The organism is Streptomyces sp. NRRL S-646 (assembly GCF_000720765.1).
In the GTDB taxonomy this organism is placed as follows: Bacteria; Actinomycetota; Actinomycetes; order Streptomycetales; family Streptomycetaceae; genus Streptomyces.
The window spans coordinates 665,680-690,860 of the sequence record NZ_JODC01000007.1 but is presented as its reverse complement, the minus strand read 5'-3'; the positions used below and the strand labels follow the sequence as shown (position 1 = coordinate 690,860).

19 protein-coding genes are annotated in these 25,181 nt (G+C 70.4%); 8 read left to right on the top strand and 11 right to left on the bottom strand.

What is annotated here, in order from left to right; genetic code table 11:
* Window positions 1-203 precede the first annotated feature (203 nt).
* Window positions 204-1,508, top strand: a complete 1,305-nt coding sequence (locus IH68_RS0118620; protein WP_051833541.1) for a lipase family protein — start codon at window positions 204-206, stop codon at window positions 1,506-1,508.
* Between the two features lie 9 nt (window positions 1,509-1,517).
* On the opposite strand, the gene IH68_RS0118615 is transcribed toward IH68_RS0118620, so the two are convergent.
* Both IH68_RS0118615 and IH68_RS0118610 read right to left on the bottom strand, forming a co-directional pair.
* Window positions 1,518-2,273, bottom strand: a complete 756-nt coding sequence (locus IH68_RS0118615) for an IclR family transcriptional regulator (RefSeq protein ID WP_030936499.1) — start codon at window positions 2,271-2,273, stop codon at window positions 1,518-1,520.
* A 34-nt stretch (window positions 2,274-2,307) separates the two neighbouring features.
* A complete protein-coding gene (locus tag IH68_RS0118610; RefSeq protein ID WP_030936497.1) occupies window positions 2,308-2,733 on the bottom strand; it encodes a MarR family winged helix-turn-helix transcriptional regulator in 426 nt (141 codons plus the stop codon).
* A 245-nt stretch (window positions 2,734-2,978) separates the two neighbouring features.
* Here IH68_RS0118610 and IH68_RS0118605 point away from each other — a divergent pair, with 245 nt between their 5' ends.
* From IH68_RS0118605 to IH68_RS0118590, 4 genes are read left to right on the top strand one after another with little or no spacing between them, the layout of a single operon-like run.
* Window positions 2,979-3,896 carry an SDR family NAD(P)-dependent oxidoreductase gene (locus IH68_RS0118605; protein ID WP_030936495.1) on the top strand — a complete coding sequence of 306 codons (918 nt, stop codon included), beginning with the start codon at window positions 2,979-2,981 and terminating at the stop codon, window positions 3,894-3,896.
* Between the two features lie 2 nt (window positions 3,897-3,898).
* A complete protein-coding gene (locus IH68_RS0118600) occupies window positions 3,899-4,783 on the top strand; it encodes an amidohydrolase family protein (RefSeq protein WP_030936492.1) in 885 nt (294 codons plus the stop codon).
* A 10-nt stretch (window positions 4,784-4,793) separates the two neighbouring features.
* A complete protein-coding gene (locus IH68_RS0118595) occupies window positions 4,794-6,296 on the top strand; it encodes an acyl-CoA synthetase (RefSeq protein WP_030936490.1) in 1,503 nt (500 codons plus the stop codon).
* A gap of 23 nt (window positions 6,297-6,319) precedes the next feature.
* On the top strand, window positions 6,320-6,775 hold the full coding sequence (locus tag IH68_RS0118590; protein WP_030936488.1) for a MaoC family dehydratase: 456 nt from the start codon (window positions 6,320-6,322) through the stop codon (window positions 6,773-6,775).
* On the opposite strand, the gene IH68_RS0118585 is transcribed toward IH68_RS0118590, so the two are convergent.
* From IH68_RS0118585 to IH68_RS0118545, 9 genes are all read right to left on the bottom strand, one after another.
* A complete protein-coding gene (locus IH68_RS0118585; RefSeq protein WP_030936487.1) occupies window positions 6,766-7,596 on the bottom strand; it encodes a PaaX family transcriptional regulator C-terminal domain-containing protein in 831 nt (276 codons plus the stop codon). The two genes, IH68_RS0118590 and IH68_RS0118585, sit on opposite strands and share 10 nt — an antisense overlap.
* Window positions 7,597-7,656: 60 nt before the next feature.
* A complete protein-coding gene (locus IH68_RS0118580) occupies window positions 7,657-9,330 on the bottom strand; it encodes a PHP domain-containing protein (RefSeq protein WP_030936485.1) in 1,674 nt (557 codons plus the stop codon).
* A gap of 19 nt (window positions 9,331-9,349) precedes the next feature.
* Window positions 9,350-11,206: a LamG-like jellyroll fold domain-containing protein gene (locus IH68_RS0118575; RefSeq protein ID WP_030936475.1), complete on the bottom strand. Its 1,857-nt coding sequence runs from the start codon at window positions 11,204-11,206 to the stop codon at window positions 9,350-9,352.
* Window positions 11,207-11,285: 79 nt separating this feature from the next.
* Window positions 11,286-14,225 (bottom strand): glycoside hydrolase family 2 TIM barrel-domain containing protein, encoded by a 2,940-nt coding sequence (locus tag IH68_RS0118570; RefSeq protein WP_030936472.1) that lies wholly within the window; start codon window positions 14,223-14,225, stop codon window positions 11,286-11,288.
* The gene (locus IH68_RS0118565; RefSeq protein ID WP_030936470.1) at window positions 14,222-15,148 is read right to left on the bottom strand and encodes an alkaline phosphatase family protein; all 927 of its coding nucleotides are present in this window, start codon (window positions 15,146-15,148) and stop codon (window positions 14,222-14,224) included. Before IH68_RS0118565 ends, IH68_RS0118570 begins: the two co-directional genes overlap by 4 nt.
* 163 nt (window positions 15,149-15,311) lie before the next feature.
* Window positions 15,312-16,181 carry a carbohydrate ABC transporter permease gene (locus tag IH68_RS0118560; protein WP_030936468.1) on the bottom strand — a complete coding sequence of 290 codons (870 nt, stop codon included), beginning with the start codon at window positions 16,179-16,181 and terminating at the stop codon, window positions 15,312-15,314.
* Window positions 16,178-17,152: a carbohydrate ABC transporter permease gene (locus IH68_RS0118555; protein WP_199931894.1), complete on the bottom strand. Its 975-nt coding sequence runs from the start codon at window positions 17,150-17,152 to the stop codon at window positions 16,178-16,180. The genes IH68_RS0118560 and IH68_RS0118555 overlap by 4 nt, the downstream gene beginning before the upstream one ends.
* Before the next feature lie 34 nt (window positions 17,153-17,186).
* The gene (locus IH68_RS0118550; protein ID WP_030936463.1) at window positions 17,187-18,464 is read right to left on the bottom strand and encodes an extracellular solute-binding protein; all 1,278 of its coding nucleotides are present in this window, start codon (window positions 18,462-18,464) and stop codon (window positions 17,187-17,189) included.
* A 62-nt stretch (window positions 18,465-18,526) separates the two neighbouring features.
* Window positions 18,527-19,561, bottom strand: coding sequence for a carbohydrate kinase family protein (locus IH68_RS0118545; RefSeq protein WP_030936461.1), 1,035 nt, complete (start codon window positions 19,559-19,561; stop codon window positions 18,527-18,529).
* 129 nt (window positions 19,562-19,690) lie between these two features.
* Here IH68_RS0118545 and IH68_RS0118540 point away from each other — a divergent pair, with 129 nt between their 5' ends.
* From IH68_RS0118540 to IH68_RS0118530, 3 genes are all read left to right on the top strand, one after another.
* Window positions 19,691-20,455, top strand: a complete 765-nt coding sequence (locus tag IH68_RS0118540) for a DeoR/GlpR family DNA-binding transcription regulator (protein ID WP_030936459.1) — start codon at window positions 19,691-19,693, stop codon at window positions 20,453-20,455.
* Between the two features lie 226 nt (window positions 20,456-20,681).
* Window positions 20,682-22,019: a 6-phospho-beta-glucosidase gene (locus IH68_RS0118535; RefSeq protein ID WP_030936455.1), complete on the top strand. Its 1,338-nt coding sequence runs from the start codon at window positions 20,682-20,684 to the stop codon at window positions 22,017-22,019.
* 116 nt (window positions 22,020-22,135) lie between these two features.
* Window positions 22,136-25,180, top strand: a complete 3,045-nt coding sequence (locus tag IH68_RS0118530) for an alpha-mannosidase (RefSeq protein WP_030936453.1) — start codon at window positions 22,136-22,138, stop codon at window positions 25,178-25,180.
* The last annotated feature ends 1 nt before the right edge of the window (window position 25,181 follow it).

The following is a 25,181-nucleotide window of genomic DNA, read 5'->3' as shown; positions in this document are numbered from 1 at the left end:
GCTCCTCGGGGCAAGGGCCGTTCCAGTATCGCGAGGGGTGCGGGGGCGGGGCCTCGCCGGTGAGAGGGATATCCGGCGCCGGTCGGGCGCTAGTCAGCGGAGCGCAGCCGGACGGGGCGGGTTTGTCATCCCTTAACTAGCAGTGCTCACCAACTCGTTCGTAATCTCGCGGCCTCACTCATCGCGCAGAAAGGGACGCTGTGATGGTGACGGCACAGAGGACGAAGAGGAAACCGCTGAAGGGGAGAGCCGCACTCATCGGGACCGGAGCCCTGCTCGGCGGGCTGTTGGCCGTTCCGGCCGTGACCGCTTCGGCCGGGACGGGCGGGGCGTGTTCCGATCCCGACGACGCGATCTACCGGCCACCGGTGAGCGCGACCGCCGCCCCCGGCGACGTCATCGCCTGCCGTACGGTCGACTCCCTGCCCATGGTGGGAAACGGCACCCCGATCAACGCATGGAAGGTGCAGTACGGCTCCACCGACGGCCACGGCAGGAGAGACACCGTCGCCGGCACGGTGATCGTGCCCCGCGAGGCGTGGCAGGGCCCGGGCAAGCGGCCGCTGGTCGCGTTCGTACCCGGCACCCTCGGCATCGGACCGCAGTGCGCCTTCTCCAAGCAGCTCGCCGGCGAGTACCAGGACGCCTACGAGGGGCCCAACATCGCGGCGCTGCTCAAGGCAGGGTTCGCCGTCGCGGCGACCGACGGCGCCGGATACCTGGACGGCCAGGTCCACCCGTACGTCTCCGGCGCCGACGCCGGACATGCGGTCCTCGACGTCGTACGCGCCGCCTCCCGGCTGCCCGGCAGCGGGGTGAGCCCGGACACGCAGGTCGGTATCTGGGGCTACTCGGAGGGCGGTGCGGGCAGCCTGTGGGCCGCGCAGCTCGCCAAGTCGTACGCCCCCGAGGTGAAGGTGGCCGGCGTGGCGTCCGGCGGGGTTCCGGGCGACCTGAAGCAGGTGGGGAACGCGCTCGACGGCGGGGCCTTTGCCGGGTTCCTGGTGGACGCGGTGATCGGACTGTCGGTCACCCACCCGGACATGCCGTTCGACGGACTCCTCAACGACACGGGCCGCAAGGCGGTCAAGGACGCCGAGTCGCTCTGCGCGGTCGGCACCGTCGCGCGCTTCACCGGCGCCCACATCGAGAACTACACCAAGGACAAGCTCACCCTCGACCAGCTCTACGCCCTGCGCGGCCCCGACGGCACGACCTGGGGCGAGATCGCCGACACCGACAAACTCGGCGTCGGCGTGGGCCCGTCCGGATCCGGGGCCCGATACGAGATCGGCTTCCCGGTCCTGCAGTACCGCGGTCTCCTCGACGAGGTGATCCCCGCCGAGACCGGCCAGGGCACGCGCCGCGCCTACTGCGACGCGGGGATGGCCACGCAGTGGACCTCGTACGCGGGCGACCATCTCCTCGGCGACCCGCAGGCGATCGGCGACTCGGTCAACTGGCTCACCGACCGCTTAGCGGGCAGACCGATGCACGGCAACTGCTGAGCGACCTCTCTACGGCTCCTTCGCCGGCCGCCACCCCAGGGCGCGCGAAATGCCGCGTGCCGCAAGCCGCACCGCGGGCGCCAACACCGGTACCTGCGCTTCGGCTTGCGGCACCACCACCGACACGGCGGCGACCACCGCCCCGCCCGGCCCGCGCACCGGGGCCGCCACCGACAGCGCGTCGTCGGTGACCTGCCGGCTGCTCACCGCGACTCCCGTGCGCCGCACCTCGGCCAGCACCCGGCGCAGCCGCACCGGCTCGGTGATGGTGTACGGCGTGAACGACGCGAGCGGGCCCGCGCAGTACTCCTCCTGCACCTCCGGACCGCAGTGCGCCAGCAGCGCCAGCCCGACCCCGGTGGCGTGCAGCGGCCAGCGCGCCCCGACGCGTATGTGCACGCCGACGGCGCTGCGACCGGAGATCCACTCGATGTAGACGACCTCCCCGCCGTCCCGCACCGCCAACTGCACGTTCTCGTGCGTCGCCTCGTACAGGTCCTCCAGGTACGGCAGCGCGATCTGCCGCAGCGCGAGTCCGCGCGGGGCCAGTGCCGCGACCTCCCACAGTCTGAGCCCGACGTGGTAGACGCCGGATCCGTCCCGCTCCAGGGCGCCCCAGTCGGTGAGGGCGCCCACCAGACGGTGGGCGGTGGTGAGGGTCAGCCCGGCCCGCCGGCTGATGTCCGTGAGGGACAGTGCCGGGTGCTCATGGTCGAACGCGGCGAGCACGGCGAGCAGCCGGTCGGGGGCGGAGCGGGTGGTCATGGCCGGGCGGTCTCCCACAGCATCAGCCTCCGGCTCAGCCGAGCCCATCCTCCGCGATCCGCAGCAACAGCGCGTGCAGCGTCTCGCGTTCGGCCGGTTCGAGTGGCTCGAAGAGCTCGTTCGTCGCGCGCAGGCCCGCCTCGTCGCTGTCGCGCAGGAAGGCGCGGCCGTCCTCGGTGAGGACGACGATGCGGCTGCGGCGGTCGTCGGGAGAGGGGCGGCGCTCGGCGAAGCCCAGCTTCTCCAGGTCGTCGACCAGGCCGACGATCGCGCTCGGGTCGTAGCCGAGGCGGGTGCTGAGTTCGCGCTGCAGGGCGCCGTCGGAGGTGGCGAGGAAGCGCAGGACCGCGTAGTGCCGCAGGCGCAGCCCCGACTCCTGCAGGAAGGCGTTGAACAGCTGTCCGGAGCGCAGACCCAGGCGGTAGAGCAGGTAGCCCGTGTCCGCGTGCAGCCCACGCATCCATGGCTCGTCCGCGTCGATCGAGGCTGCGTTCGTGGCGTGCTGGCGGGTGATGGCGGGCTCCCTGGTCTCGGCCCCTCGGGGGCGCGGTTCTTCGTGCAGATTCCAGCATGTCGCACCCGGAGGTCTTCAACAACTATTGACGTCAACAATTATTGCTCTTAGCTTCGATCTCGAAGCCGCAGTGCGGAACGTCGCGGTGCAGCAGCCGCACCATCCGCATCACCTCGTGAAGGGACCCACCCGTGCCCAGCATCGATCTCACCGGCAAGGTCGCCGTCGTCACCGGCAGCGGCCGGGGCCTCGGCCTCGCCTACGCGCACGCCCTGGCCGCCCACGGCGCGTCCGTGGTCGTCAACGACGTCGACGAGGCCGTGGCCGAGGCGGCGGTGAAGTCCATCACCGAGGCCGGCGGCACCGCCGTCGCCGAGGTGGTCCCGGTCGGGACGAGCGAGGCCGCCGACCGGCTGGTCGGCCGCGCGGTCGAGGAGTTCGGGCGGCTCGACATCCTGGTCACCAACGCCGGCATCCTGCGCGACAAGGTGCTGTGGAAGATGTCCGACGAGGACTTCGACGCGGTGATCACCACCCACCTCAAGGGCACCTTCACCTGCGCCCGCGCCGCCGCGATCCGGATGCGCGAGCAGGGCGAGGGCGGCACCCTGATCCTGGTCGGCTCCCCGGCCGGGCAGCGCGGCAACTTCGGGCAGACCAACTACTCCGCCGCCAAGGCCGGCATCGCCGCCTTCGCCCGCACCTGGTCGATGGAGCTGGGCCGCGCGAACATCACCGTCAACGCGATCGTGCCGGTCGCCGCGACCGCGATGACCGAGACCATCCCCGCCTTCGCCCCGTACATCGAGGCCATGAAGAACGGCGAGCCGCTCCCGGACTTCCTGCGCAAGGGCGAGGGCTTCGGCACCCCCGAGGACTGCGCGGCCCTGGTCCCGTTCCTCGCCTCCGAGGCCGCGCGCGGGATCACCGGCCAGGCCATCGGCATCGGCGGCGACAAGGTGGCACTCTGGTCGCATCCGCAGGAGATCAAGGCGGCCTACGCCGACGGCGGCTGGACCCCCGACAGCCTGGCCGACGCCTTCCCCACCTCGGTCGGCGCCGAACTGCAGAGCGTCGGCGTCCCCGCCCCGAAGTTCCCGGAGGCCTGAGCATGACGACCCTCAATGTCGAGGAACTCGTCGCGATCGACGTCCACACCCACGCGGAGGTCTCCTCCAAGGGCCACTCCTCCCTGGACGACGACCTGCACGACGCGTCCTCCGCCTACTTCAAGGTCGAGGGCAAGCGGAAGCCGACGCTGGAGGAGACGGCCGCCTACTACCGTGAGCGGAAGATGGCCGCCGTGATCTTCACGGTCGACGCCGAGTCCGCCACCGGCACCGCGCCCGTCCCGAACGAGGAGGTCGCCGAGGCCGCGGCCGCCAACGCGGACGTCCTCATCCCCTTCGCCTCCATCGACCCCTTCCGCGGGAAGGCGGGGGTGAAGCAGGCTCGCCGCCTCGTCGAGGAGTACGGGGTGAAGGGGTTCAAGTTCCACCCCAGCATCCAGGGCTTCTTCCCCAACGACCGCTCGGTGGCGTACGACCTCTACGAGGTGATCGAGGAGACGGGCACCATCGCCCTCTTCCACACGGGCCAGACGGGCATCGGCGCCGGAGTCCCCGGCGGTGGCGGGATCAGGCTCAAGTACTCCAACCCCCTCCACGTGGACGACGTCGCCGCCGACTTCCCGCACCTCAAGATCATCCTGGCGCATCCGTCCTTCCCCTGGCAGGACGAGGCCCTCGCCGTCGCCACACACAAGCCGGGCGTGCACATCGACCTGTCCGGCTGGTCGCCGAAGTACTTCCCGCCGCAGCTCGTGCAGTACGCGAACACGCTGCTCAAGGACAAGGTCCTCTTCGGCTCCGACTTCCCCGTCCTGACCCCCGACCGCTGGCTCCGCGACTTCGAGCAGCTGTCGATCAAGGACGAGGTGAAGCCGAAGATCCTCAAGGAGAACGCCGCCCGTCTGCTCGGGCTGACGAAGCCGTAAGGGGCCGTAGATGCGCAACGAGGGACTGGGGTCATGGCCCGCACGCCGGGCCCGCAAGACCCCGCACCGCACCGCACTGGTCCACGGCGGCACGACGGTCACCTACGGCGAGCTGCACACCCGCACCACCCGCCTCGCCCACGCCCTGCGTGCCCGGGGTGTGCGGCGCGGCGACCGGATCGCCTATCTCGGGCCCAACCACCCCTCCTTCCTGGAGACCCTGTTCGCAGCGGGCATGCTCGGCGCGATCTTCGTACCGCAGAACACCCGCCTGGCCGGCCCCGAGATCGCCTACCAGCTCGCCGACTCCGGCGCGAAGGTCCTCGTCTACGGCTCCTCGCACGCGGGCCTCGTCGCCGGGCTGCCGGGCAGCACGGACGTCCGCGTGTATCTCGAAGTGGGCGCGGAATACGAGGAGTTGCTCGCCGCGTCCACGGACGAACCGATCGACGAGCCCGTTGCCGCCGACGACACCTGCCTCATCCTCTACACCTCGGGGACGACGGGCCGCCCGAAGGGCGCGATGCTCTCGCACGCCAACGTCACCTGGAACTCCGTCAACTTCCTCATCGACAAGGACCTCCACGCCGACGAACGGGCCTTGGTCTCCGCCCCGTTGTTCCACATTGCGGGCCTCACGGTGCTCACCCTGCCCGTACTGATGAAGGGCGGCACCTGCGTCCTCGTCGAGGCCTTCGACCCGGGCGAGACCCTGGAACTGGTCGAGCAGCACCGGATCACCTACATGTTCGGGGTGCCGGCGATGTTCGAGCAGGTCGCCCGCCATCCGCGCTGGGCGGAGGCGGACCTGTCCAGCCTGCGCATGCTCAGCTGCGGCGGCGCCCCCGTGCCGACCCCGCTCATCGAGACCTACCAGACACGCGGCCTGGCCTTCCTGCAGGGCTACGGGATGACCGAGGCGCTCGGCGTGCTCTTCCTCGACGGGGAGCACTCGGTCAGCAAGACGGGCTCGGCCGGTGTCCCCCACTTCTTCAGCGATGTGCGCGTGGTCGGACCGGGCCTCTCCCCGGTCGCACCGGGAGAGAACGGCGAGGTGCTGGTGCGCGGGCCCAGCGTGATGTCCGGCTACTGGGGTCTGCCGGAGGAGACGGCGGCCTCCTTCGCGGACGGCTGGTTCCGTACCGGCGACGCGGCGCGCGTCGACGAGGACGGCTACGTCTACATCGTCGACCGCATCAAGGACATGATCATCTCCGGGGGCGAGAACATCTACCCCGCCGAGATCGAGGACCGCCTCCTCGCCCACCCCGACATCGTCGAGTGCGCCGTCATCGGCGTGCCGGACGAGAAGTGGGGCGAGGTGCCGCGCGCGGTCGTCGTGCCGCGCGAGGGCGCCACGGTCGACGCCGACGAGATCCTCGCCTCCCTCGCCGGACAGCTCGCCAAGTACAAGATCCCGAAGTCGGTGGTCCTCGCGGACGAACTCCCGCGCACCGCCTCCGGAAAGCTCCTCAAGTCCCGTGTGCGCAAGCGCTACGGCACCAATTCCTGAGACTCCCGAGTAAGGACAGCTACATGAGCGTCACCGTCAACGGCATCGACGAACTGAAGAAGCTCGCGGGCAGCGACCTGGGCACCAGCGAATGGATCGAGGTCACCCAGGAGCGCATCAACACCTTCGCCGACGCCACCGGCGACCACCAGTGGATCCACGTGGACCCCGAGCGTGCCGCGGAGGGCCCCTTCGGCGCCCCGATCGCCCACGGCTACCTCACCCTCTCCCTCTTCATCCCCCTGTTCACCGAACTCCTGGACGTCCAGGGAGTCACCACGAAGGTCAACTACGGCCTGAACAAGGTCCGTTTCCCCTCCCCGGTGAAGGTCGGCTCCCGTATCCGCCTGGTCGGAAAGCTGGCGGAGGTCGAGGAGGTACCGGGCGGCGTGCAGATCACCGTGGACGGCACGATCGAGATCGAGGGCGGCACGAAGCCCGCGGCCGTACTGCAGAGCCTGTCGCGCTTCTACGCCTGATCGGGGCGTACGGGCATCAGGTCGAGAAGGCGCTCCGAGGCCTCCCGTGCGAGCGGTGTGAGCCGGTCGTACACCGCCCGGAACGTCTTCTCGGCCCGTTCCGCGGGCCAGTCGTCCGGCAGATGCTTGACCGGGAGGCGCGGGTCGCGGCGGATGACCTGCAGCCACTCGGCCTGCAGCCGCAGCCGCAGGGCGAGGGCGTCGTCGGCGTCCGGCAGCCGGCGCTCCCAGACCTCCCAGCGCCGCACGAACTCCTCGTAACCCGCGGCCAGTTCGGACAGTTCCCAGGTCTCCTCGATCATCGCGCCGATGTCCATCCCGGCGTCGGCATGCGCACGGAAGACCTTCACATGGGCCGCGAGCCCGAGCTCGGTCACCAGCTCCGCCACGTCGACCTCGCCCGGCGCGATCCACAGACCGCTGAACAGCGGGCCGAAACCGCTCCAGGTGAGCTTGGAGCGCAGATCGTGGCGCTGACGCTGCCAGGACTCGGGCAGTGAGAACCCGAGCAGGGTCCAGGTGCCGTCCCAGTGCCGGTTGACCGCGCCGGTCTGCCAGATACGGTGCTCGCCGTCCCGCAGCACCGCCGCCGAGTGCTCGGTCAGCCCGAAATACATCTTGCGGCCCTCGCGCTGGCGGCGCAGCAGCCCCCGCTTGACCATCCGGGTCAGCGTCGAGCGGGTCGCCTGCTCACCGACCCCGGCACGCGCGAAGACGTCGATCACGCTGCCGGAGTACACACAGACGTCCCGCCCCAGCACCTGGTCACCCAGGAAAGTGAGCAGCAGGGACTGTGGCCGCAACGACTCTTCACCGGTCATGCGGCCACGGTACGACGCGATGGATCACTTCGTGACCTGGCGGTACGAGTGGACGGCCGGTCAGGCTCCGGCCACGTCGACGAAAACGGGGTTCGAGTAGAACCACGTGTCCGCCCACGGATCACCGTTGCCGGGCTCGTGCGGAATCGGCCCGTGAGGGTCGATCGAGGCGCCCAGGTACCCCGCCCCGTGGCGGTTGCCGTCGCTGCCGCGCAGCCGGACGTAGAAGGACTCGTCCCCGGCGGTCAGCGGGATGCGCAGGGTGTACGTCCCCTTCCGGCCGGACACGTCCTTCGTCTGTACGACCTTGGTGTCGGGCGCCTTCCAGCCGTCCCGGTCGGTCACCGGGCCGCGCACCGCGCCCCGGATGACGTCCACGTGCGCCAACTCGGGCAGGATGCCCTGTGGGTTGGCCCGCGAGGCGGTCGTGACGGTGACGTACAGGGTGATCTTCTCGCCCTTGCGGACCCGCAGCCGTCCGCCGAGCGTGACGCCCCGGCCCGCGTCGCAGTCCCGCTTCAGGCGGACGTCGAGGCCGTCGAGCAGATGCCCGTGGTCGAGCCAGACGCGGCCCGCGCGCAGGCCCGCCATCACGGCGCGGTAGCCGTAGCGGGTCACGCCGACGTGGGTGCGGCTGAACTCGCCCGGCCAGAAGTCGCTGCCGGGCTGCGGGGTGTCGGTGCTGACCGGGTCGGGCAGCTTGCCGGTGTTGTCGAAGTTCTGGCCGGTCGGCCAGTCGCCGTTCTTCCAGGTGTCGAAGACCGTGCGGTGGTTGTCGGAGTTGGTGGTGATCGAGAACAGCCGGCCCTCGGCCAGCATCGAGTCCCACAGGCCGCCGACGGTCGCCGTCGCCCAGTCGAAGCCGCCGTACGTCAGATACGCGTCCGCCGGGTAGCCCGCCCAGGACTGCGCCGACGGCTTGTTCTCGTACTCGCCGCGGATCGAGGTGGCGCCGCGCCAGCCGGGGATGGCCGCCCCCTGGGCGCCGGGTGCGCCCTCCATGCCGATCATGATCTCGGGGGCCGCGTCACGCCAGTTGCGCATCTCGTGCGGGGAGTCGATGCCGAGGCGCAGGGGGTGGTTGGCGAGGACGAGGACGTCGTCGACGTAGCCCGAATCGCGCTGCTCGGCCAGCCACTTGATGGCCTTGACGGCGTGCGCCTCGTTACGGGCGGTGTCGGTGCCGGTCGCTGAGCCGTCGGTGTAGCCGAGGAGCTTGCCGTCGTAGGCGAGCTCGAACTGGGTGAGCAGGTCGACCTCGTTCGGGCCGGGCGCGGCGAACACGGTGCAGTGCTCGGCGGCCGGGATGTACCACTCCAGGCCCTGGAAGATCAGCTGGCGCGGGTTCTCGGCGCGGGCCTTGAGGATCTCCTGGTGCTCCAGGGCGGCGCCGTAGTGGGCGTGCCCGAAGTTGGAGTGCTCGTTGAACACCATCCAGTCCAGGCCGTACTTGGCGGCGGCCTGTGCCTGCTGGGAGAACGTGTACTTGGCGTCGTGGCTGTAGACGGAGTGGACGTGGTGGTCGCCGACGAGGTAGGCGAGGCGCGGGTCGTCGCCGCCGAAGCGGGGCCCTGAGGATGCGGCGAAGGCGGGGGTGGCCACCGATCCGAGGGTGAAGGCCGCCCCGAACATGCCTGCGCGGCGCAGGAGCCCGCGGCGGGAGATGCCCTGGGCGTCGAGGTGGGCGGGGGAGACGGACGGGTCGGCCCAGGCGGGCAGCTGCTGCTCGGTCATCGTGAATCCCTGTCGCGGGTCAGTGGTTCATGAAGGCGGTGACGGGCAGCGCCCGGGAGACGATCCGGACGTCGCCGAGGCGGCCGTGCAGGATCTGGTCGATCTTGCCCGCGTACTCGTAGCCGCCGAGCAGCCACGGCAGTCCGACGGAGGTGATGCCGGTCGCGGCGGCCTTCGGGTTGCGGACGACCGGGCAGCCCTCGACGTAGAGGGTCGTGTACTTGCCGTCGTTGACCACCGCGAGGTGCCACCAGGTCTCCAGCGGGGTCTCCTGGCCCCAGTTGGTGGCGATGCCCTGCTGGTTGAGCGGGCGCATCGCCCACTGCGGTTCGCGGTCGTTGGACAGGGAGAGGGTGGCGAGGGGTTCGTCGGGGTCGTCTGCGGTCTTGCCCGCCGCGCCGCCCGTGCCGGTGCGGCTGACGATGCCGGACCAGGCGTGGTGGTCCGGGTCCCAGTCGGCGGGCAGACGGTAGAACGCCTCGATGGTGTAACCGTCCTTGAACGTCGCCGAGTTGAGCGGGGCGCCGTCGACCGTCCTCAGGTACGCGCCCTTGAGCGGCGACTTGAAGCCCTGGAACTCCAGGCTGCCGTGGCCGGGCTGGTCGGGGTGGTGGTCGGACGACCAGGTGAGGGCGCCGCCGCCCACCGTGACGAGGGTGAGGTCGTTGCCGCGCCCGGACAGGTCACGGACGGTGCCGCCGACCGGCGTGGCGTCGCCGCTGTCTTCGTGGCTGTCGAATCGCCAGTACGCGACCGTGCCGGGGATGACGACCTTCGAGGCGGGGCGGGCCGGACGTGCGGGGACCGGGGCGAATCCGGCGAAACGTTTCTCGAAATCGATCTCCACCGAGAAGCGGTCCGCGTCACCGCTCAGCTCGATCTCCTGCCGCTCCAGCTCGTTGAGGCCCTTGCCCGCCCGGCCGAGGATCCACGGGGAGACGGTCTCCACGTCGATGACGCCCCGGTCCAGGTCGAAGCGGTAGAGGCGGATCATCGCGGCGCCGCCGAAGTAGCGGTTCTGGTAGTTCGTGAGATGCAGGTGCACCTCGTTGCCCGCCGCGTTCTTGCGGGTCGCGCGGCCCGCGGGCCAGTAGTGGCCGTTCAGGGTGAGGAAGATCTGGTCGTGCTCCTCGACCAGCTGGTCCCACAGCTGCTGCCCGTACGCCGACAACTGGTCGTCCTCGACGACGAGTTCGTGCGTGGTGAGGATGACCGGCGTCCTCGGGTGCTTGGCGAGCACGTCCTTCGCCCAGGTGTACCCCTTCGCCGACAGCCGCCAGTCCAGCGCGAGCACCAGCCACTCGCGCCCGGCCGCCCTGAACAGGTGGTAGGTGTTGTAGCCGTCGTCGGACGCGCCGCCGAACGTCCTCTTCCCCTTGAAGCGCTGCGGCCCGAACGCGTCCAGGTACGGCGTCGAGCCGCGCTGGTCGTCCGTCGAGGACCTCACGTCGTGGTTGCCGGCCAGGACGCTGTAGCCGACGCCCTTGCGGTCCAGCAGCCCGAACGCCTCGCTGATCGCTGCGAATTCGTCCTTGGCGCCGTTCTGGGTGAGGTCGCCGAGGTGGGACAGGAAGACGATGTTCTCGTCCTTGCCGTGCTGCAGCAGATAGCGCAGGGAGGCCTCGACCGGTGCTTTGTCGATGCTGGGCCCGTCGAAGAGGTACTGGGTGTCGGGCATGACGGCGAGCGTGAAGCGACGGCTGTGGGCGTCGGGCCGCCAGCTGTCTGTGCTCGCCGTAGCCGCCTCCGCGACGGCCGGCAGCGCGACCCCGGCGCCGGCGGCGGCGCCGAGGAGGGCGGTGGCTCTGAGGAAACTGCGTCGTGCGGCACCGGCCTGTGCGGCCTCGCCCTGGTTGTGGTCATGCGAAGTGCACACGTGTGCTCCGTGGGATGTGACATGTCACATGTGACATAGGACTGGAAGGCGGGAGGTGAGGCGGGGCAAGGCGGGGGGTTCAGAGCACGCGCAGGGTCCAGCTCCAGCGGTGGACACCCGGCGGGATCAGGTACGGGGCGGAGGTGTCGGGGCCGCACGACGCCGTGCCGAGCCCCCGGTGCGCCGCGTCGAGGTGCACCACGCACCCTGAGCGCGGCACGAGCTCGTCGTGGTGCGAGGCGGCGGTCAGGTCCTCGGCGCGGTGGCGGGTGACGGAGACCTGGCGCGGTTCGTCCAGCACGACCGCGAGGCCGGTCGCATCCGCCGCGGACAGCGTGAAGTGCCGTACACCGTGCCGGCCGCCGCTCTCCTGCGGACGCAGATAGGGGGTGAACAGCGCGTCGACGGGCACGGAGTGGTGGCCGACGGGTGCGCCGACGCTCCGGTCGGGATACGACTCCCACGGACCCTGCCCGAACCATTCCAGCAGGTCCAGCCCCGGCACTGTCTCGAAGACCGAGCCGACCCGCGCCACATCGTGGAACTCGTCGGGCAGCTCGGCCTCCTCGTCGATGCGGATGCCGCCCTCGACCGGTGTGAACACCTGCCGGTGCCGTACGACGCCGACCGTGCCCGCGTACTCGGCGTCCACGGTGACCCGGGCGCCGTCCTGCCGTACCGACACGACCTTGCGGACGAGCGAGTCGAGTCCCCAGGTCCGCCAGCGCAGCGCGATGCCGCCGAGCTCGTCGTTGTCGGTGGGCGCCCGCCACAGGGAGAGCGTGGGGGCGGCCGTCAGCAGCGGATGGACCAGGAGGCCCTCGTCGTCGACCTCGACGGCGCCGTCCACGGGGACCTCCCAGGACACGGAAGGTCCGCGCAGCCGGACCTGCGGCGCGCAGATGTCCGTGCCGCGCGGCGCCCACGGCTGGTCCTGCGCGGTCGTCACCCGCAGCGTCAGCCAGGCCTCGCCGCCGTCGCGCGGGAGGTCGAAGGGCAGTGGCACGGCGGCCGTCTCGCCGGGCCGCAGGGCGGGCAGTTCGGCGGGGGCGGTCAGCGTGCGGCCGTCGGCGAGGGACAGTTCCCACTCACCGGACAGCCAGTCCAGGCCCCGGAAGTGCTGGTGGTTGCCGAGCACGATGCCCTCGTGCTTGAAGCACTCGATGCGCACCGGCGCCGCGATCTCCCGGTGCTCGTACAGCACCGGTTTCGGGGTGCGGTCCGGGAAGACGACTCCGTCGGCGATGAACGCTCCGTCATGGATCGTCTCGCCGAAGTCGCCGCCGTACGCCCAGCGGTGGCCGGGCGCGGCGACACCGTTGTCATACAGTCCGGCGCCCGCGCGCCCGGCCGGTCTTCCGTCGTTCACGCGTTGCAGAATTCCGTGGTCCCAGAACTCCCAGATGAACCCGCCCTGAAGACCTGGCGTGGACTCGATGGCCGCCCAATGGTCCGCCAAAGTGCCGTTGCTGTTGCCCATCGCATGCGAGTACTCGCACTGGATGAGGGGCCGGGTCTGCCGGCCCGACAGCGCGTGGGCGACGCAGTCCTCCAACGGCGCGTACATCGGGCAGGCGATGTCGGACGCGTCGTCCGTCGCCGCCCAGTCCAGCTTCGCGGCACCCTCGTACTGGATCGGCCGCGTCGGGTCGTGCCGCCGTACCCACCCGGCGGCCGCGTCGTGGTTGGCGCCGTAGTCGGACTCGTTGCCCAGCGACCAGATGATGACCGACGGGTGGTTCTTGTCCCGCAGCACCATCCGTGAGACCCGGTCCACGAAGGCGCCCAGATAGCGCGGGTCGTCGGCGATCTCGTGGGCGTGGTCGTGGGACTCGATGTCCGCCTCGTCGACGACGTAGAAGCCGAGCTCGTCGGCGAGGTCGTAGAGCGTCGGGTCGTTCGGGTAGTGGGAGGTGCGGACCGCGTTGAAACCGAACTGCTTCAGCAGGACGAGGTCCGCGCGCATGTCCTCGTACGACACCGTGCGGCCGGTGAGCGGATGGAAGTCGTGCCGGTTGACGCCCCGGATGAACACCCGCTCGCCGTTGACGAGCAGGTCCCGTCCGACGATCTCGACGTCGCGGAAGCCGATGCGGTGCCGCGAGGTGTCGGCGACCGTTCCGTCGGCGCGGTGCAGGCGGACGGTCAGGTCGTACAGCTCGGGCGTCTCGGTGTTCCAGGTGCGCACCTCGGGGACGGTGGTGTGGATGCGGGCCTCGCCGAGGAAGTCGGAGACGCGCTCGTCCTCGGCGTTGGCGCGGTCGAACTCCCGGTCCTGACCGAGGAGTCGACCCTCCAGCTCGCCGCTGACGTACCACCCGTCGGGCAGCGCACCGCGCGCATCCCGCACCCGGCAGTCGACGCGCAGCTCGCCGTCGTACGACGCCCGCACGGTCACGTCGGCCAGGTGCAGGGGATCGGTCGCGTACAGCAGCACCGAGCGTGTGATGCCGCCGTGCCACCACTGGTCCTGGTCCTCGATGTGCGAGGCGTCCGACCACTTCACGACGGTGAGCCGTACGACCGACCGCTCGCCTGCCCGCACCACGTCCGTGAGGTCGAACTCGGCGGCCAGATGGGAGTCCTTGGAGATTCCCACGGGCCGCCCGTCGACCTGCACCAGCAGCACGCTCTCGGCGGCCCCGACCTGGAGCACGATCCGGCGTCCGGCCCAGTCGGCGGGGACGTCCACCTCGCGCTCGTGGACGCCGGTCGGATTGGCGTCCGGTGAGCCGGGCGGGAAGTCGGCGAACGGCATGCGGACGTTGGTGTACTGCGGCAGGTCGCCGGCGCCGGCGGACTGCATGGTCCAGACGCCGGGGACGTACGACGAGGACCAGTCACCGCCGACCGGCGCGTCCGGAGCGGGAAGCAACTGGAAACGCCAGTCGCCGTCCAGGGAGAGGGCTCCGGAGCGCCGGTCGACGGCGTTCATGGGGAGGCGGCCCCAGGAGGTCACCTCGGGTGCCTGCCAGGGGCGGAGGGCGATCAGGGGATCGGCGGGAAGTGCGTCGGTCATGACCTGTCCGAAGTCGGTGCGGTGGGCCGGGGGAGGACGCGGCCCTGCAGGCCCCAGGCGGGGTCGACGGGGATGCCGAGCCTGTCCAGGACGGTGGGGGCGACGTCGATGAGGCGGGGTGAGTCGAGGAGGGAGCCGTCGGGCCTGCCGGGCTCGGCCAGGATGACGAAGACCTCCCGTTCTGCGTGCGTGTCGCCGCCGTGGCCGCCGGTGTCGAGGTGGCCGTGGTCCGTGGTGACCAGCACGGTCCAGCGTTCGTCGGCGCGGCGCGGGTCGCTGCGCCGGGCGTCGATCGCCTCCAGCAGCCGCCCCAGGTGGGCGTCCTGGGCGAGGAGGGCTCGGTCGTAGGCGGGGGAGAGCGGGCCGGTGTCGTGGCCGGCCTCGTCCGTCGCGCCGAAGTACACGAACACGACGTCCGGGTCGTGTTTGGTGAGCCAGCGCAGGGCGGTGCGGGCAACGCGGCGGTCCGCGGTCCGGTAGCCGCGGAACTCGCCGTTGTAGCGCCGGCGCCGGTCGATGGCGGGGCCGAGGACGCCGCGGCGGACCAGTTGCGGCCAGGACACCGCGGCCGCGGTGCGCAGACCGGGGCGGACTGCGGCGGCGCGGGTCAGGAAGTCGGGGTAACGGGCGTAGTCGGCGCCGGCGAAGTCGTTGCCCCTCACACCGTGACGGTCGGGCCACACCCCGGTCAGGATGCTCGACCAGCCGGGCCCGGAGTCGGTGTAGGCCATGCTGGTCGACGGCCCGTGCTCGGACTGACCGTCGGCCTCGCCGTAGGGGAGCAGGCTGGTGCCCACGGCGCCCGCGGCCATCAGGCCGTGCAGCACAGGCGCGTTGGACGGCGAGCGGGTCAGGCGGTCGTAGCGCAGGCCGTCCATGCCCACGACGAGTACCTTGCCGTGCCGACCCTCGGCGTCCCTCACTGTCTGCCTCCCTCGTCGTTCGTGCCTGCTGCACCGGCATGGCCGAGATCCAAGAGCTCGGGGCCGATTGCCGGTTGTTGGCCGCAGGCCCGCTGTGGCTGGTCGCTCCCCCACTCTCGGCTTCGCTCGAGCGGGGACCCCCATCGCGGCGCGGCACGTCGGGTCAGCTTCCCTGCACCGCCCCCTCCGTCGCCCCCGCGATGAACCCGCGGGCGAAGATGCTGAACACGATGACCAGCGGAAGCGCCGCCATCAGCACACCGGCCATGACCATGCTGTAGTCGGTGGTGTGGCCGACGTTGAGCTCGGCGAGCTCCACCTGGAGCGTGACATGGCCCGGGTTGGTGAGCACGACCAGCGGCCAGATGTAGTCGTTCCAGCAGTTGACGAAGGCGTAGATGGCGAGGAACGACAGCGCGGGCCTGATCATCGGCAGTGCGATGTTCCAGTACTGGCGGAAGAACCCGGCGCCGTCGATGCGCGCGGCGTCGAGGAGTTCGTCGGGAACGCCGTTCTGGATGTACTGGTGCAGCCAGAAGATGCCGAAGGCGTTGGCCAGGGAGGGCAGGGCCAGCGCCTTGAGCATGCCGACCCAGCCGATCTTCGACATGAGGATGAACTGCGGCAGGATCGCCAGCTGCAGCGGCAGCATCATGAACAGCAGCAGCGTGCCGAAGAGCAGCTTGCGTCCGGGGAAGTCGAACTTGGCGAAGGTGAAGGCCGCCAGGGAGTCGATGAACAGCACCAGGACGGTGGTGACGGTCGCGACCATCACCGTGTTGAGCATCGACCCGAAGAAATCGATGGTGTTCAGCACATGCCGGATGTTCTCCAGCAGATGGGAGCCGAAGGTGAACTTCGGCGGGCTCTTGTAGATGTCCTGGGTGGTGTTGGTCGCCATGACGATCGTCCACGCGAAGGGGAAGACCGAGATCAGGACGGCCACGACGAGGATGATGTGCGCCGTCAGGCCCCTGGGGCGGCGCAGCCGCCTGCCGCCCGTGGCCGGCCGCGCGGTGTCCACTGCCGTCATGCCTTCCTCCCTCGTGTGGTGATGCGCCAGTTGACGGCGACGAGGACGATGATCAGTACGAAGAAGGCCCACACGATGGCCGCGCCGTAGCCGTAGTCGTTGTTGAGGAAGGCCGACTGGTAGAAGTACAGCAACGTGGTCAGACCCGCCTGGCCGGGGCCGCCGAGGTTCGCGTTGGCGGCGTTGCTGCCGAACAGGACCTGGGGTTCGCTGAAGCTCTGCAGACCGTTGATGGTCGAGATGATGACGGTGAACAGGATGATCGGCCGCATGATCGGGATCGTGATCTGGAAGAACGTGCGGATGGGGCCCGCGCCGTCCATCTTCGCCGCCTCGTAGATCGAGTTCGGGATCGCCTGCAGACCGGCGAGATAGATGATCATGTTGTAGCCGGTCCACTGCCAGGTCATCAGCAGCGCGATGACCAGTTTGATCAGCCACGGGTTGCTCAGCCACGGAACCGGCGAGATGCCGACCATGCCCAGGATCGCGTTGACCAGACCGAAGTTGTTGCTGAACACCGCGCCGAAGAAGATCGCCACGGCGACGATCGAGGTGACGTTCGGGACGTACAGCGCGATGCGGTAGAAGCCCTTGAAGCGGCGCACCGAGTGCAGCAGCGTCGCCAGCATCAGGGCGCCGAAGAGGGTGGGCACGGTCGACAGCACCCAGATCACCAGGGTGTTGCGTATCGACAGCCAGAAGACCGGGTCGTCCCACAGGAACCTGAACTGCTGCAGGCCCACGAACTGCATGGTGCCCATGCCGTCCCAGCGCTGGAAGGCCAGGTACAGCGAGTAGAAGACCGGGAAGAAGGAGAACGCGGCGAAGATCAGGTAGAACGGTGAGATCGCCAGGTACTGCCGCCAGTACGACAGCGGCCCGCGCCGCCTGGGCCGAGCGGTGCCCGCGGGCGGTGTGCGTCGCGGGCGGAACCGGGCCGGGCCCGGCCCGCCGAGGCGCTGCGGCACCTCGGCGGAGCCGGTGACCGGAGGGGACGACACCTCAGCTCACCCCCTGCCGGCGGGCGATCTGCTTGGCCTGGCTGACGGCGTCCTTCCAGGCGTCGTCGGGCTTCTTGCCCTTGGCCTCGATGTTGGTCAGTTCCGTCTTGTAGGGGGCCATGACTGCGGCGTCGGCCGGCGCCTCGTACGCGAGCGGCACGGCCTTGGCGGCCGGCCCGAAGACCTCGATGATCTTCTGTCCGCCGAAGAAGGCGTCGGGGCCCGTCATGGCCGGCATGGTGTAGGCGGCGGGGGCGGCGGGGAAGATGGCGGCGTCGGTGAAGCCGCGGGCGTCGTTGGCGGGGCTGAGGATCCAGCTGATGATCTTGAACGCTTCTTCGGGGTTGCGGCACTGCTTGGGCAGCGCCAGGTAGGAGCCGCCCTGGTTGGCCGGTCCGACGGGCATCGCGCACACCCGCCACTTGCCCTTGGTCTGCGGGGCGGCCTGCTCGATGTCCAGCGCGTGCCAGGCCGCGCCGAGCTCGGTGAGGAGGGTCTTGCCGACGGCGGCGTTCCAGGTGTTGTCGTTGATCTTGGCGTCGAGGCCGAGGGTGTAGGGGCGCACCGACGTGGTCCATGCGGCGCGGATGTGGTCCTGGTCGCCGATGAAGTGGTTGTTCTTGTCGATGAACCGCTGAGTGCCCTGGCCGACGGTCATGTCGAACATGGAGCCGATGTTGTTGACCAGGTAGGTGCCGGGGTTCTTCTTCTGCAGCTCGGTGCCGAGCGTGAAGTAGTCCTCCCAGGTCTTGACCAGGGCGGCGACCTTGTCGGGGTCGGTGGGCACCCCGGCCTTGGCGAAGAAGTCCTCGCGGTAGTACAGCGCGGTGGGGCCGATGTCGATCGGGAAGCCGATCTGCTTGCCGTCCTCGGTCTGGGCGAGCTTGGTCTTCCAGTCCAGGTACTGGGACGAGAGCTTCTTGAAGCCCAGGTCGTTCAGGTCGAGGAAGCGGGAGGCGTTGGGCAGGAAGGACGCTATGTCCTCGCCCTTGATGCCGGTGATGTCGGGCACGGAGGTGCCCGCCGCGATGGTGGTGGTGAGCTTCTGCTTGAAGTCGCCGCCGATGGAGGCGGAGGTCAGCTTGACCGTGCTGCTGAAGTGGGTCTTCGCCTCCGCGACCACCTTGTCGCTGAGCGCGCCGCCCCAGTACCACAAGGTGAGGTCCTTGCCGTTCTTGGTGCCGCCCGAGCCCGAGCTGCCGCCGCATGCGACGGTCAGGCCGGAAGCGGCCGCGGTGAGCGCGGCGGCCTGGAGGAAGCCTCTACGAGAAAGGTCCACGGGTCACTCCTGTTGTTCCTGTTCGACGTGGAGAGGGGGTTCGAGGGTCACTGCCGCCGTTCTCAGGCGTGTGGGCCGACGGGCGTGTGGGCGGGCGGGGTGACAGGGGCGTGCTGCACCGGCGGTCCGGGGTCGGCCGGGATCCGGTCGGCCAGGAAGCCGTACGCGCGCCGCAGTGCGGGATCTTTCAGCGACCGCCACCAGCGGTCGACGCCGTACCAGCCGGGAGCGGCGAGCGCCCCGCCGTGGTGCCGGACGGACAGGCCGGCCGCGAGGACGGCGAACCGCAGCCGTTCCTCCAGGGGCCAGCCGCCCAGCGAGGCCGCGACGAAGCTCGCGCCGAAGACGTCCCCGGCGCCCGTGGCGTCCAGGACGTCGACGTCGAGGGCCGGGACCTCGGCGTACTCGCCGGTGATCTGGTCGGCGGCCACGGCGCCGTCGCCGCCCCGCGTGACCACGGCCACCGGCACCAGCTCGGAGAGCGTGCCGAGCGCGGCGACCGCGGTGTCGGTGCGGGTGTAGGCCATCGCCTCGGCCTCGTTGGGCAGGAAGGCGTGGCACAGCTTCAGCTGGTCGAGGAGGTCGGTGGACCACTCCTGGGTCGGGTCCCAGCCGACGTCCGCGTAGATCCGGGTGCCGTTCGCGGCGGCCTTGGCGAGCCACTCGCGGGGCTCGGCCTCCAGGTGCACGAGGGCGGTGCGCGCCTCGGGCGGGTCGCCCATCAGCGTGTCCTGCGAGTACGGGGGTTCCTGGCCGTGGGTGACGAGGGCCCGGTCGTGACCGGTGGCGAGCGAGACGGTGACGGGGGTGGGCCAGGCGTCCGCGGTGCGGGAGAGCGAGAGGTCGATGTCCTCCTGGTCGCACAGGACGTCCCGGCAGTACTCGCCGTAGAAGTCGTCGCCGAAGACCGTGGCCAGCGAGGTGCGCAGACCGAACCGGGACGCGGCCACCGCGAGGTTCGCGATGCCGCCGGGGCCGCAGCCCATCCCGCCCGTCCAGATCTCCTCGCCCGGCGTCGGCGGTTTCCCGAGCCCGGTGAGGACGAGGTCGTAGAAGAGCAGCCCGGTCAGGAGCACGTCGGGCCTGTCGTCGTCCACGCGAAACAGCCTCTCGTCAAAACTCGTCATTTTCGATGACCGGAATCGTGCGCTGATCCACGAGATTGGTCAATACCCGAGCAGAACTGAGCATGGATTTGATTGAAGATGACGAGTAGTGTTCACGCCGTGCTGGCAGAACGACGACACCAACTCATCCTGCGGGCCCTGCGCTCCGGCGGGCCCGCGGCTGTGACCGACCTCTCCGAGCAGCTGGGTGTGAGCCCCGCCACGATCAGGCGCGACCTGGTCAAGCTCGAGGAGGACGGCCTGCTCACCCGTGTGCACGGCGGCGCCGTGGTGGAAGAGGGCGACCAGCCCTTCGCCGAGGTCGCCGAGGTGCGGGTGTCCGAGAAGGACGCCATAGCCGCGCACGCCGCGGCGATGGTCGCCGACGGCCAGTCGGTGCTGCTCGACATCGGCACCACCGCCTTCCGGCTCGCCCGCCAGTTGCACGGCCGCCGCCTCACCGTGATCACCAGCAACCTGGTGGTCTACGAGGAGCTCGCCGACGACGAGGGCATCGAGCTGGTGCTGCTCGGCGGCATGGTCCGCCGCGAGTACCGCTCCCTGGTCGGCTTCCTCACCGAGGACAACCTGCGCCAGCTGCATGCCGACTGGCTCTTCCTCGGCACCAGTGGAGTGCGTCCGGGCGGGCAGGTGATGGACACGACGGTGGTCGAGGTGCCGGTCAAGCGCGCCATGATCAAGGCGAGCGACAAGGTGGTGCTGCTCGCCGACGCGGCGAAGTTCCCGGGTACGGGGATGGCGAAGGTCTGCGGTCCCGAGGACCTGGACGTGGTGGTGACGAACGCGCCGGTCGACGCAGCAACGCGGGCCTCCTTGGAGGAGGCCCGCGTCGAGGTGGTCGTGGCAGGAAAGGTGCAAGGTTGAATCCTCTCCCTCGTGGTCGAAGGAGATTCCTGGCTCACGCTGCGCGAACGCTCAGTGAGCGATCGAGTCTTACGCGATCAACACCAGCCGGGTTGAAACCAGCCCGGGTTCTTGGAACAAGTGCAAGGAGGCAGCGCGTGCTTGGTTCTCGCAACGCACTGCGTGGAGCCTACTCGTTCATGTGGGCAGATGTCCGCCCAAAGGGCGAATGCTTCGGAGGGACCCGGTGAAGCTGACGATTCTGGGCGGCGGCGGGTTCCGCGTGCCGCTCGTGTACGGGGCCCTGCTGGGCGACCGCGGCGAGGGCAGGGTCACCGAGGTCGTCCTGCACGACCTGGACGCGGGCCGGCTGTCCGCGGTGACCCGCGTCCTCGCGGAGCAGGCCGCGCAGATGGCGGACGCCCCCGAGGTGACCGCCACGACCGACCTGGACGAGGCGCTGCGCGGCGCCGACTTCGTGTTCTCTGCGATCCGCGTCGGCGGCCTGGAGGGCAGGGCGAACGACGAGCGCGTCGCCCTCGCGGAGGGCGTCCTCGGCCAGGAGACGGTCGGCGCCGGCGGCATCGCCTACGGCCTGCGCACGGTCCCGGTCGCCGTCGACATCGCTCAGCGGGTCGCGCGCCTCGCCCCGGACGCCTGGGTCATCAACTTCACCAACCCGGCCGGCCTGGTCACCGAGGCCATGTCCCGCCATCTCGGCGACCGCGTCATCGGCATCTGCGACTCGCCGGTCGGCCTCGGCCGCCGTATCGCCCGCGTGCTCGGCGGGAACCCGAAGGAGGCGTGGATCGACTACGTCGGCCTCAACCACCTCGGCTGGGTCCGCGGACTGCACATCGCCGGCCGCGACGAGCTCCCGCGTCTGCTCGCCGACCCGGACCTGCTCGGCTCCTTCGAGGAGGGCAAGCTCTTCGGCGCCGACTGGCTCCAGTCCCTCGGCGCGATCCCGAACGAATACCTGCACTACTACTACTTCAACCGCGAGGCCGTCCGCGCCTACCAGCAGGCCGAGAAGACCCGCGGCGCCTTCCTCCGCGACCAGCAGGCCCATTTCTACGAGGAGATGCGCGACCCCGGCGCACACGCCCTCGCGGCCTGGGACCGCACCCGCGCCGAGCGCGAGGCGACGTACATGGCAGAGAACCGGGAGAGTGCCGGCGCCGGCGAACGCGACGCCGACGACCTCTCCGGCGGCTACGAGAAGGTCGCCCTCGCCCTGATGCGGGCCATCGCCCGCGACGAGCGCACCACCCTGATCCTCAACGTCCGCAACCGCAGCACCCTGTCGGTGCTCGACGCCGAGGCCGTCATCGAGGTCCCGTGCCTGGTCGACGCCAACGGCGCGCACCCGGTCGCCGTCGCCCCGCTGCCCGAGCACGCCACCGGCCTGGTCTGCGCGGTGAAGGCCGTCGAGCGGGAGGTGCTGGCCGCTGCCGAGTCCGGCTCCCGTACGACGGCTGTGAAGGCGTTCGCACTGCACCCGCTGGTCGACTCCGTGAACGTGGCCCGACGGCTGGTCGAGGGCTACACCGACGTGCACCCCGGACTGGCGTACCTTAGGTAGGCACGCCACCGGAAAGCGCTTTCTCCCTGCCCGTCCTCGGACCGCCCGTCCGCCCGACCCGCTGCCCGCCCGCTCCCTCCCTCCCTCTCGGCTCCCTGGTTTTCTGGAGACTTCCCATGCACGACGAACGCCGCCGGATCGAGGAGCGCGCCGAGCGCCTCCACACCCAGCGCATCAAGACCGCGGTCTACGCCGCCACCGTCCCCCTGACGGTCGAAGCCTGGCAGGCGCCGGGCGAGCCGGTCCCGTTCGAGGAGGCCGCGGCTGCCTCGTACGAGCCCTTCGCGATGGACACCCCGTGGGGGCCGCCCTGGGGCACGACCTGGTTCCGGATGCGCGGGCAGGTGCCCGCCGAGTGGGCCGGCCGGCGCGTCGAGGCGGTCATCGACCTCGGTTTCGTCGGCGACTGGCCGGGCAACCAGGCAGAAGCCCTGGTCCACCTCACCGACGGGACGCCGCTGAAGGCGGTCAACCCGCTCAACCAGTACGTGGCGATCGCCAACCCGGCGACGGGCGGTGAGGAGATCGACTACCTGGTCGAGGCGGCCTCGAACCCGGACATCCTGGCGAACAACTTCTCCGAGCCCACCCCCATGGGCGACATCCTGACGGCCGGCGACAAGCCGCTGTACACCTTCCGGCGCGCCGACCTCGCCGTCCTGGACGAGGAGGTCTTCCACCTCGACCTGGACCTCCAGGTACTGCGCGAGCTCATGGTCCACCTCGGCGAGCACGAGCCGCGCCGGCACGAGATCCTGCACGCCCTGGACCGGGCCATGGACGCCCTCGACCTGGACGACGTCTCCGGCAGCGCCGCCGCCGTCCGCGAGGTGCTCGCGCCGGTCCTCGCCAAGCCCGCCCACGCCAGCGCCCACACCGTCTCCGGCGTCGGCCACGCGCACATCGACTCGGCCTGGCTGTGGCCCATCCGCGAGACCAAGCGCAAGACGTCCCGCACCTTCTCCAACGTCACCTCGCTCGCCGACGAGTACGACGACTTCATCTTCGCCTGCTCCCAGGCCCAGCAGTACGAGTGGGTGCGCGACAACTACCCCAAGGTCTGGGCGCGCATCCAGGAGTCCGTGAAGAAGGGCCAGTGGGCGCCGGTCGGCGGCATGTGGGTCGAGTCCGACGGCAACCTGCCCGGCGGCGAGGCGATCGCCCGCCAGCTCGTCCACGGCAAGCGGTTCTTCATCGAGCACTTCGGCATCGAGACCAAGGGCGTCTGGCTGCCGGACTCCTTCGGCTACAACGCCGCATACCCGCAGCTCGCCAAGCTCGCCGGCAACGAGTGGTTCCTCACCCAGAAGATCTCCTGGAACCAGACCAACAAGTTCCCCCACCACACGTTCTGGTGGGAGGGCATCGACGGCACCCGCATCTTCACCCACTTCCCGCCGGTCGACACCTACAACGCCCGCTTCAGCGGCGAGGAGATGGACCGCGCGGTCCGCAACTACCAGGAGAAGGGCGCCGGTACGCGCTCGCTGGCCCCCTTCGGCTGGGGCGACGGCGGCGGCGGCCCCACCCGCGAGATCATGGAACGCGCCCGCAGGCTGGCCGACCTGGAGGGCTCGCCCAAGGTCGTCGTCGAGCACCCGGACGACTTCTTCGCCAAGGCCCGCGAGGAGTACCCGGACGCCCCGGTCTGGAACGGCGAGCTCTACCTGGAGCTGCACCGCGCCACCTACACCTCCCAGGCCCGCACCAAGCAGGGCAACCGCCGCTCCGAACACAAGCTCCGCGAGGCCGAGTTGTGGGCGACGACGGCCGCACTGCACGCGCCGGGCTACGCCTATCCGTACGAGAAGCTGGACCGGCTGTGGAAGACGGTGCTGCTGCACCAGTTCCACGACATCCTGCCGGGCTCGTCGATCGCCTGGGTGCACCGCGAGGCGGAGGCCGAATACGCCCGTGTGGCAAAGGAGTTGGAGGAGCTGACGGCGGAGGCGGTCACCGCGCTGGGCGGTGGCGCGGCCCGGGTCTTCAACACCAGCCCCTTCGACCGGGCCGAGGTCGTGCGTACGGCCGAGGGCGCACCGACGTACGTCGAGGTGCCGGCGAGCGGCAGCGCCCCGCTCGCGGCCGCAGAGTCGCCGCAGGCGGTGACGGTGGCCGGACGGGTGCTCGACAACGGCCTGGTGCGCGTCGAGGTGGCCGAGGACGGCACGCTGGCCTCGGTGCGCGATCTGCGCGCCGGAGGCCGCGAGGTCCTTGCCGACAAGGGCAATCTGCTCCGTCTGCACACCGACCTCCCGAACTACTGGGACGCCTGGGACATCGACAAGCACTACAAGAACCGCTACACCGACCTGCTGGACGCCGATTCGGTCGCGGTCGTCGAGGAGGACCCGCTGCTCGGCGCGATCCGCGTGGAGCGCAGCTTCGGCAAGGGCTCCAAGCTCACCCAGACGATCACCCTGCGCGCCGGCAGCCCCCGTATCGACTTCGAGACCGACATCGACTGGCACGAGGCCGAGAAGATCCTCAAGGCGGGCTTCCCGGTCGACATCCGCGCCCCGCACTCCTCCGCTGAGATCCAGTTCGGCCACATCCAGCGGCCCACACACACCAACACCAGCTGGGAGGCGGCCCGTTTCGAGGTCTCCGGCCACCGCTGGGTGCACATCGCCGAGCCCGGCTACGGCGTCGCGGTCATCAACGACTCGACCTACGGTCACGACGTCTCCCGCACGGTCCGCGAGGACGGCGGTACGACGACCCGGGTCAGCCTGAGCCTGGTCCGCGCCCCGCGCATCCCGGACCCGGAGGCCGACCAGGGCCGCCACCGCTTCGTCTACTCCCTCCTCCCCGGCGCGAGCATCGAGGACGCGGTCGCGGAGGGCTACGCCCTCAACCTCCCCCTGCGGGTGGCGGATTCGGCGGGCACGCCGGAGCCGGTCGTGTCGGTGGCCGGGGAAGGTGTGACGGTCGAGGCCGTGAAGCTGGCCGACGACGAGTCCGGCGACGTGGTCGTCCGGCTCTACGAGTCCCGCGGCGGCCGCGCCCAGGGCGTCCTGCGCACGGGCTTCCCGCTCGCCGGCGCCCAGGTCACCGACCTGCTGGAGCGCCCGCTGGAGGACGCGGACGTCGAAGCCGGCACGGTCCCGGTCTCGCTCCGCCCCTTCCAGATCCTGACGCTCCGGCTGCGGAGGGGCTGAC

Coding starts and splice junctions, on each gene's coding strand:
- IH68_RS0118620 (WP_051833541.1), top strand. CDS start 204: ATGGTGACGGCACAGAGGACGAAGAGGAAACCGCTGAAGGGGAGAGCC.
- IH68_RS0118610 (WP_030936497.1), bottom strand. CDS start 2,733: ATGCGTGGGCTGCACGCGGACACGGGCTACCTGCTCTACCGCCTGGGT.
- IH68_RS0118600 (WP_030936492.1), top strand. CDS start 3,899: ATGACGACCCTCAATGTCGAGGAACTCGTCGCGATCGACGTCCACACC.
- IH68_RS0118595 (WP_030936490.1), top strand. CDS start 4,794: ATGCGCAACGAGGGACTGGGGTCATGGCCCGCACGCCGGGCCCGCAAG.
- IH68_RS0118530 (WP_030936453.1), top strand. CDS start 22,136: ATGCACGACGAACGCCGCCGGATCGAGGAGCGCGCCGAGCGCCTCCAC.
- IH68_RS0118585 (WP_030936487.1), bottom strand. CDS start 7,596: ATGACCGGTGAAGAGTCGTTGCGGCCACAGTCCCTGCTGCTCACTTTC.
- IH68_RS0118570 (WP_030936472.1), bottom strand. CDS start 14,225: ATGACCGACGCACTTCCCGCCGATCCCCTGATCGCCCTCCGCCCCTGG.
- IH68_RS0118615 (WP_030936499.1), bottom strand. CDS start 2,273: ATGACCACCCGCTCCGCCCCCGACCGGCTGCTCGCCGTGCTCGCCGCG.
- IH68_RS0118580 (WP_030936485.1), bottom strand. CDS start 9,330: ATGACCGAGCAGCAGCTGCCCGCCTGGGCCGACCCGTCCGTCTCCCCC.
- IH68_RS0118590 (WP_030936488.1), top strand. CDS start 6,320: ATGAGCGTCACCGTCAACGGCATCGACGAACTGAAGAAGCTCGCGGGC.
- IH68_RS0118560 (WP_030936468.1), bottom strand. CDS start 16,181: ATGACGGCAGTGGACACCGCGCGGCCGGCCACGGGCGGCAGGCGGCTG.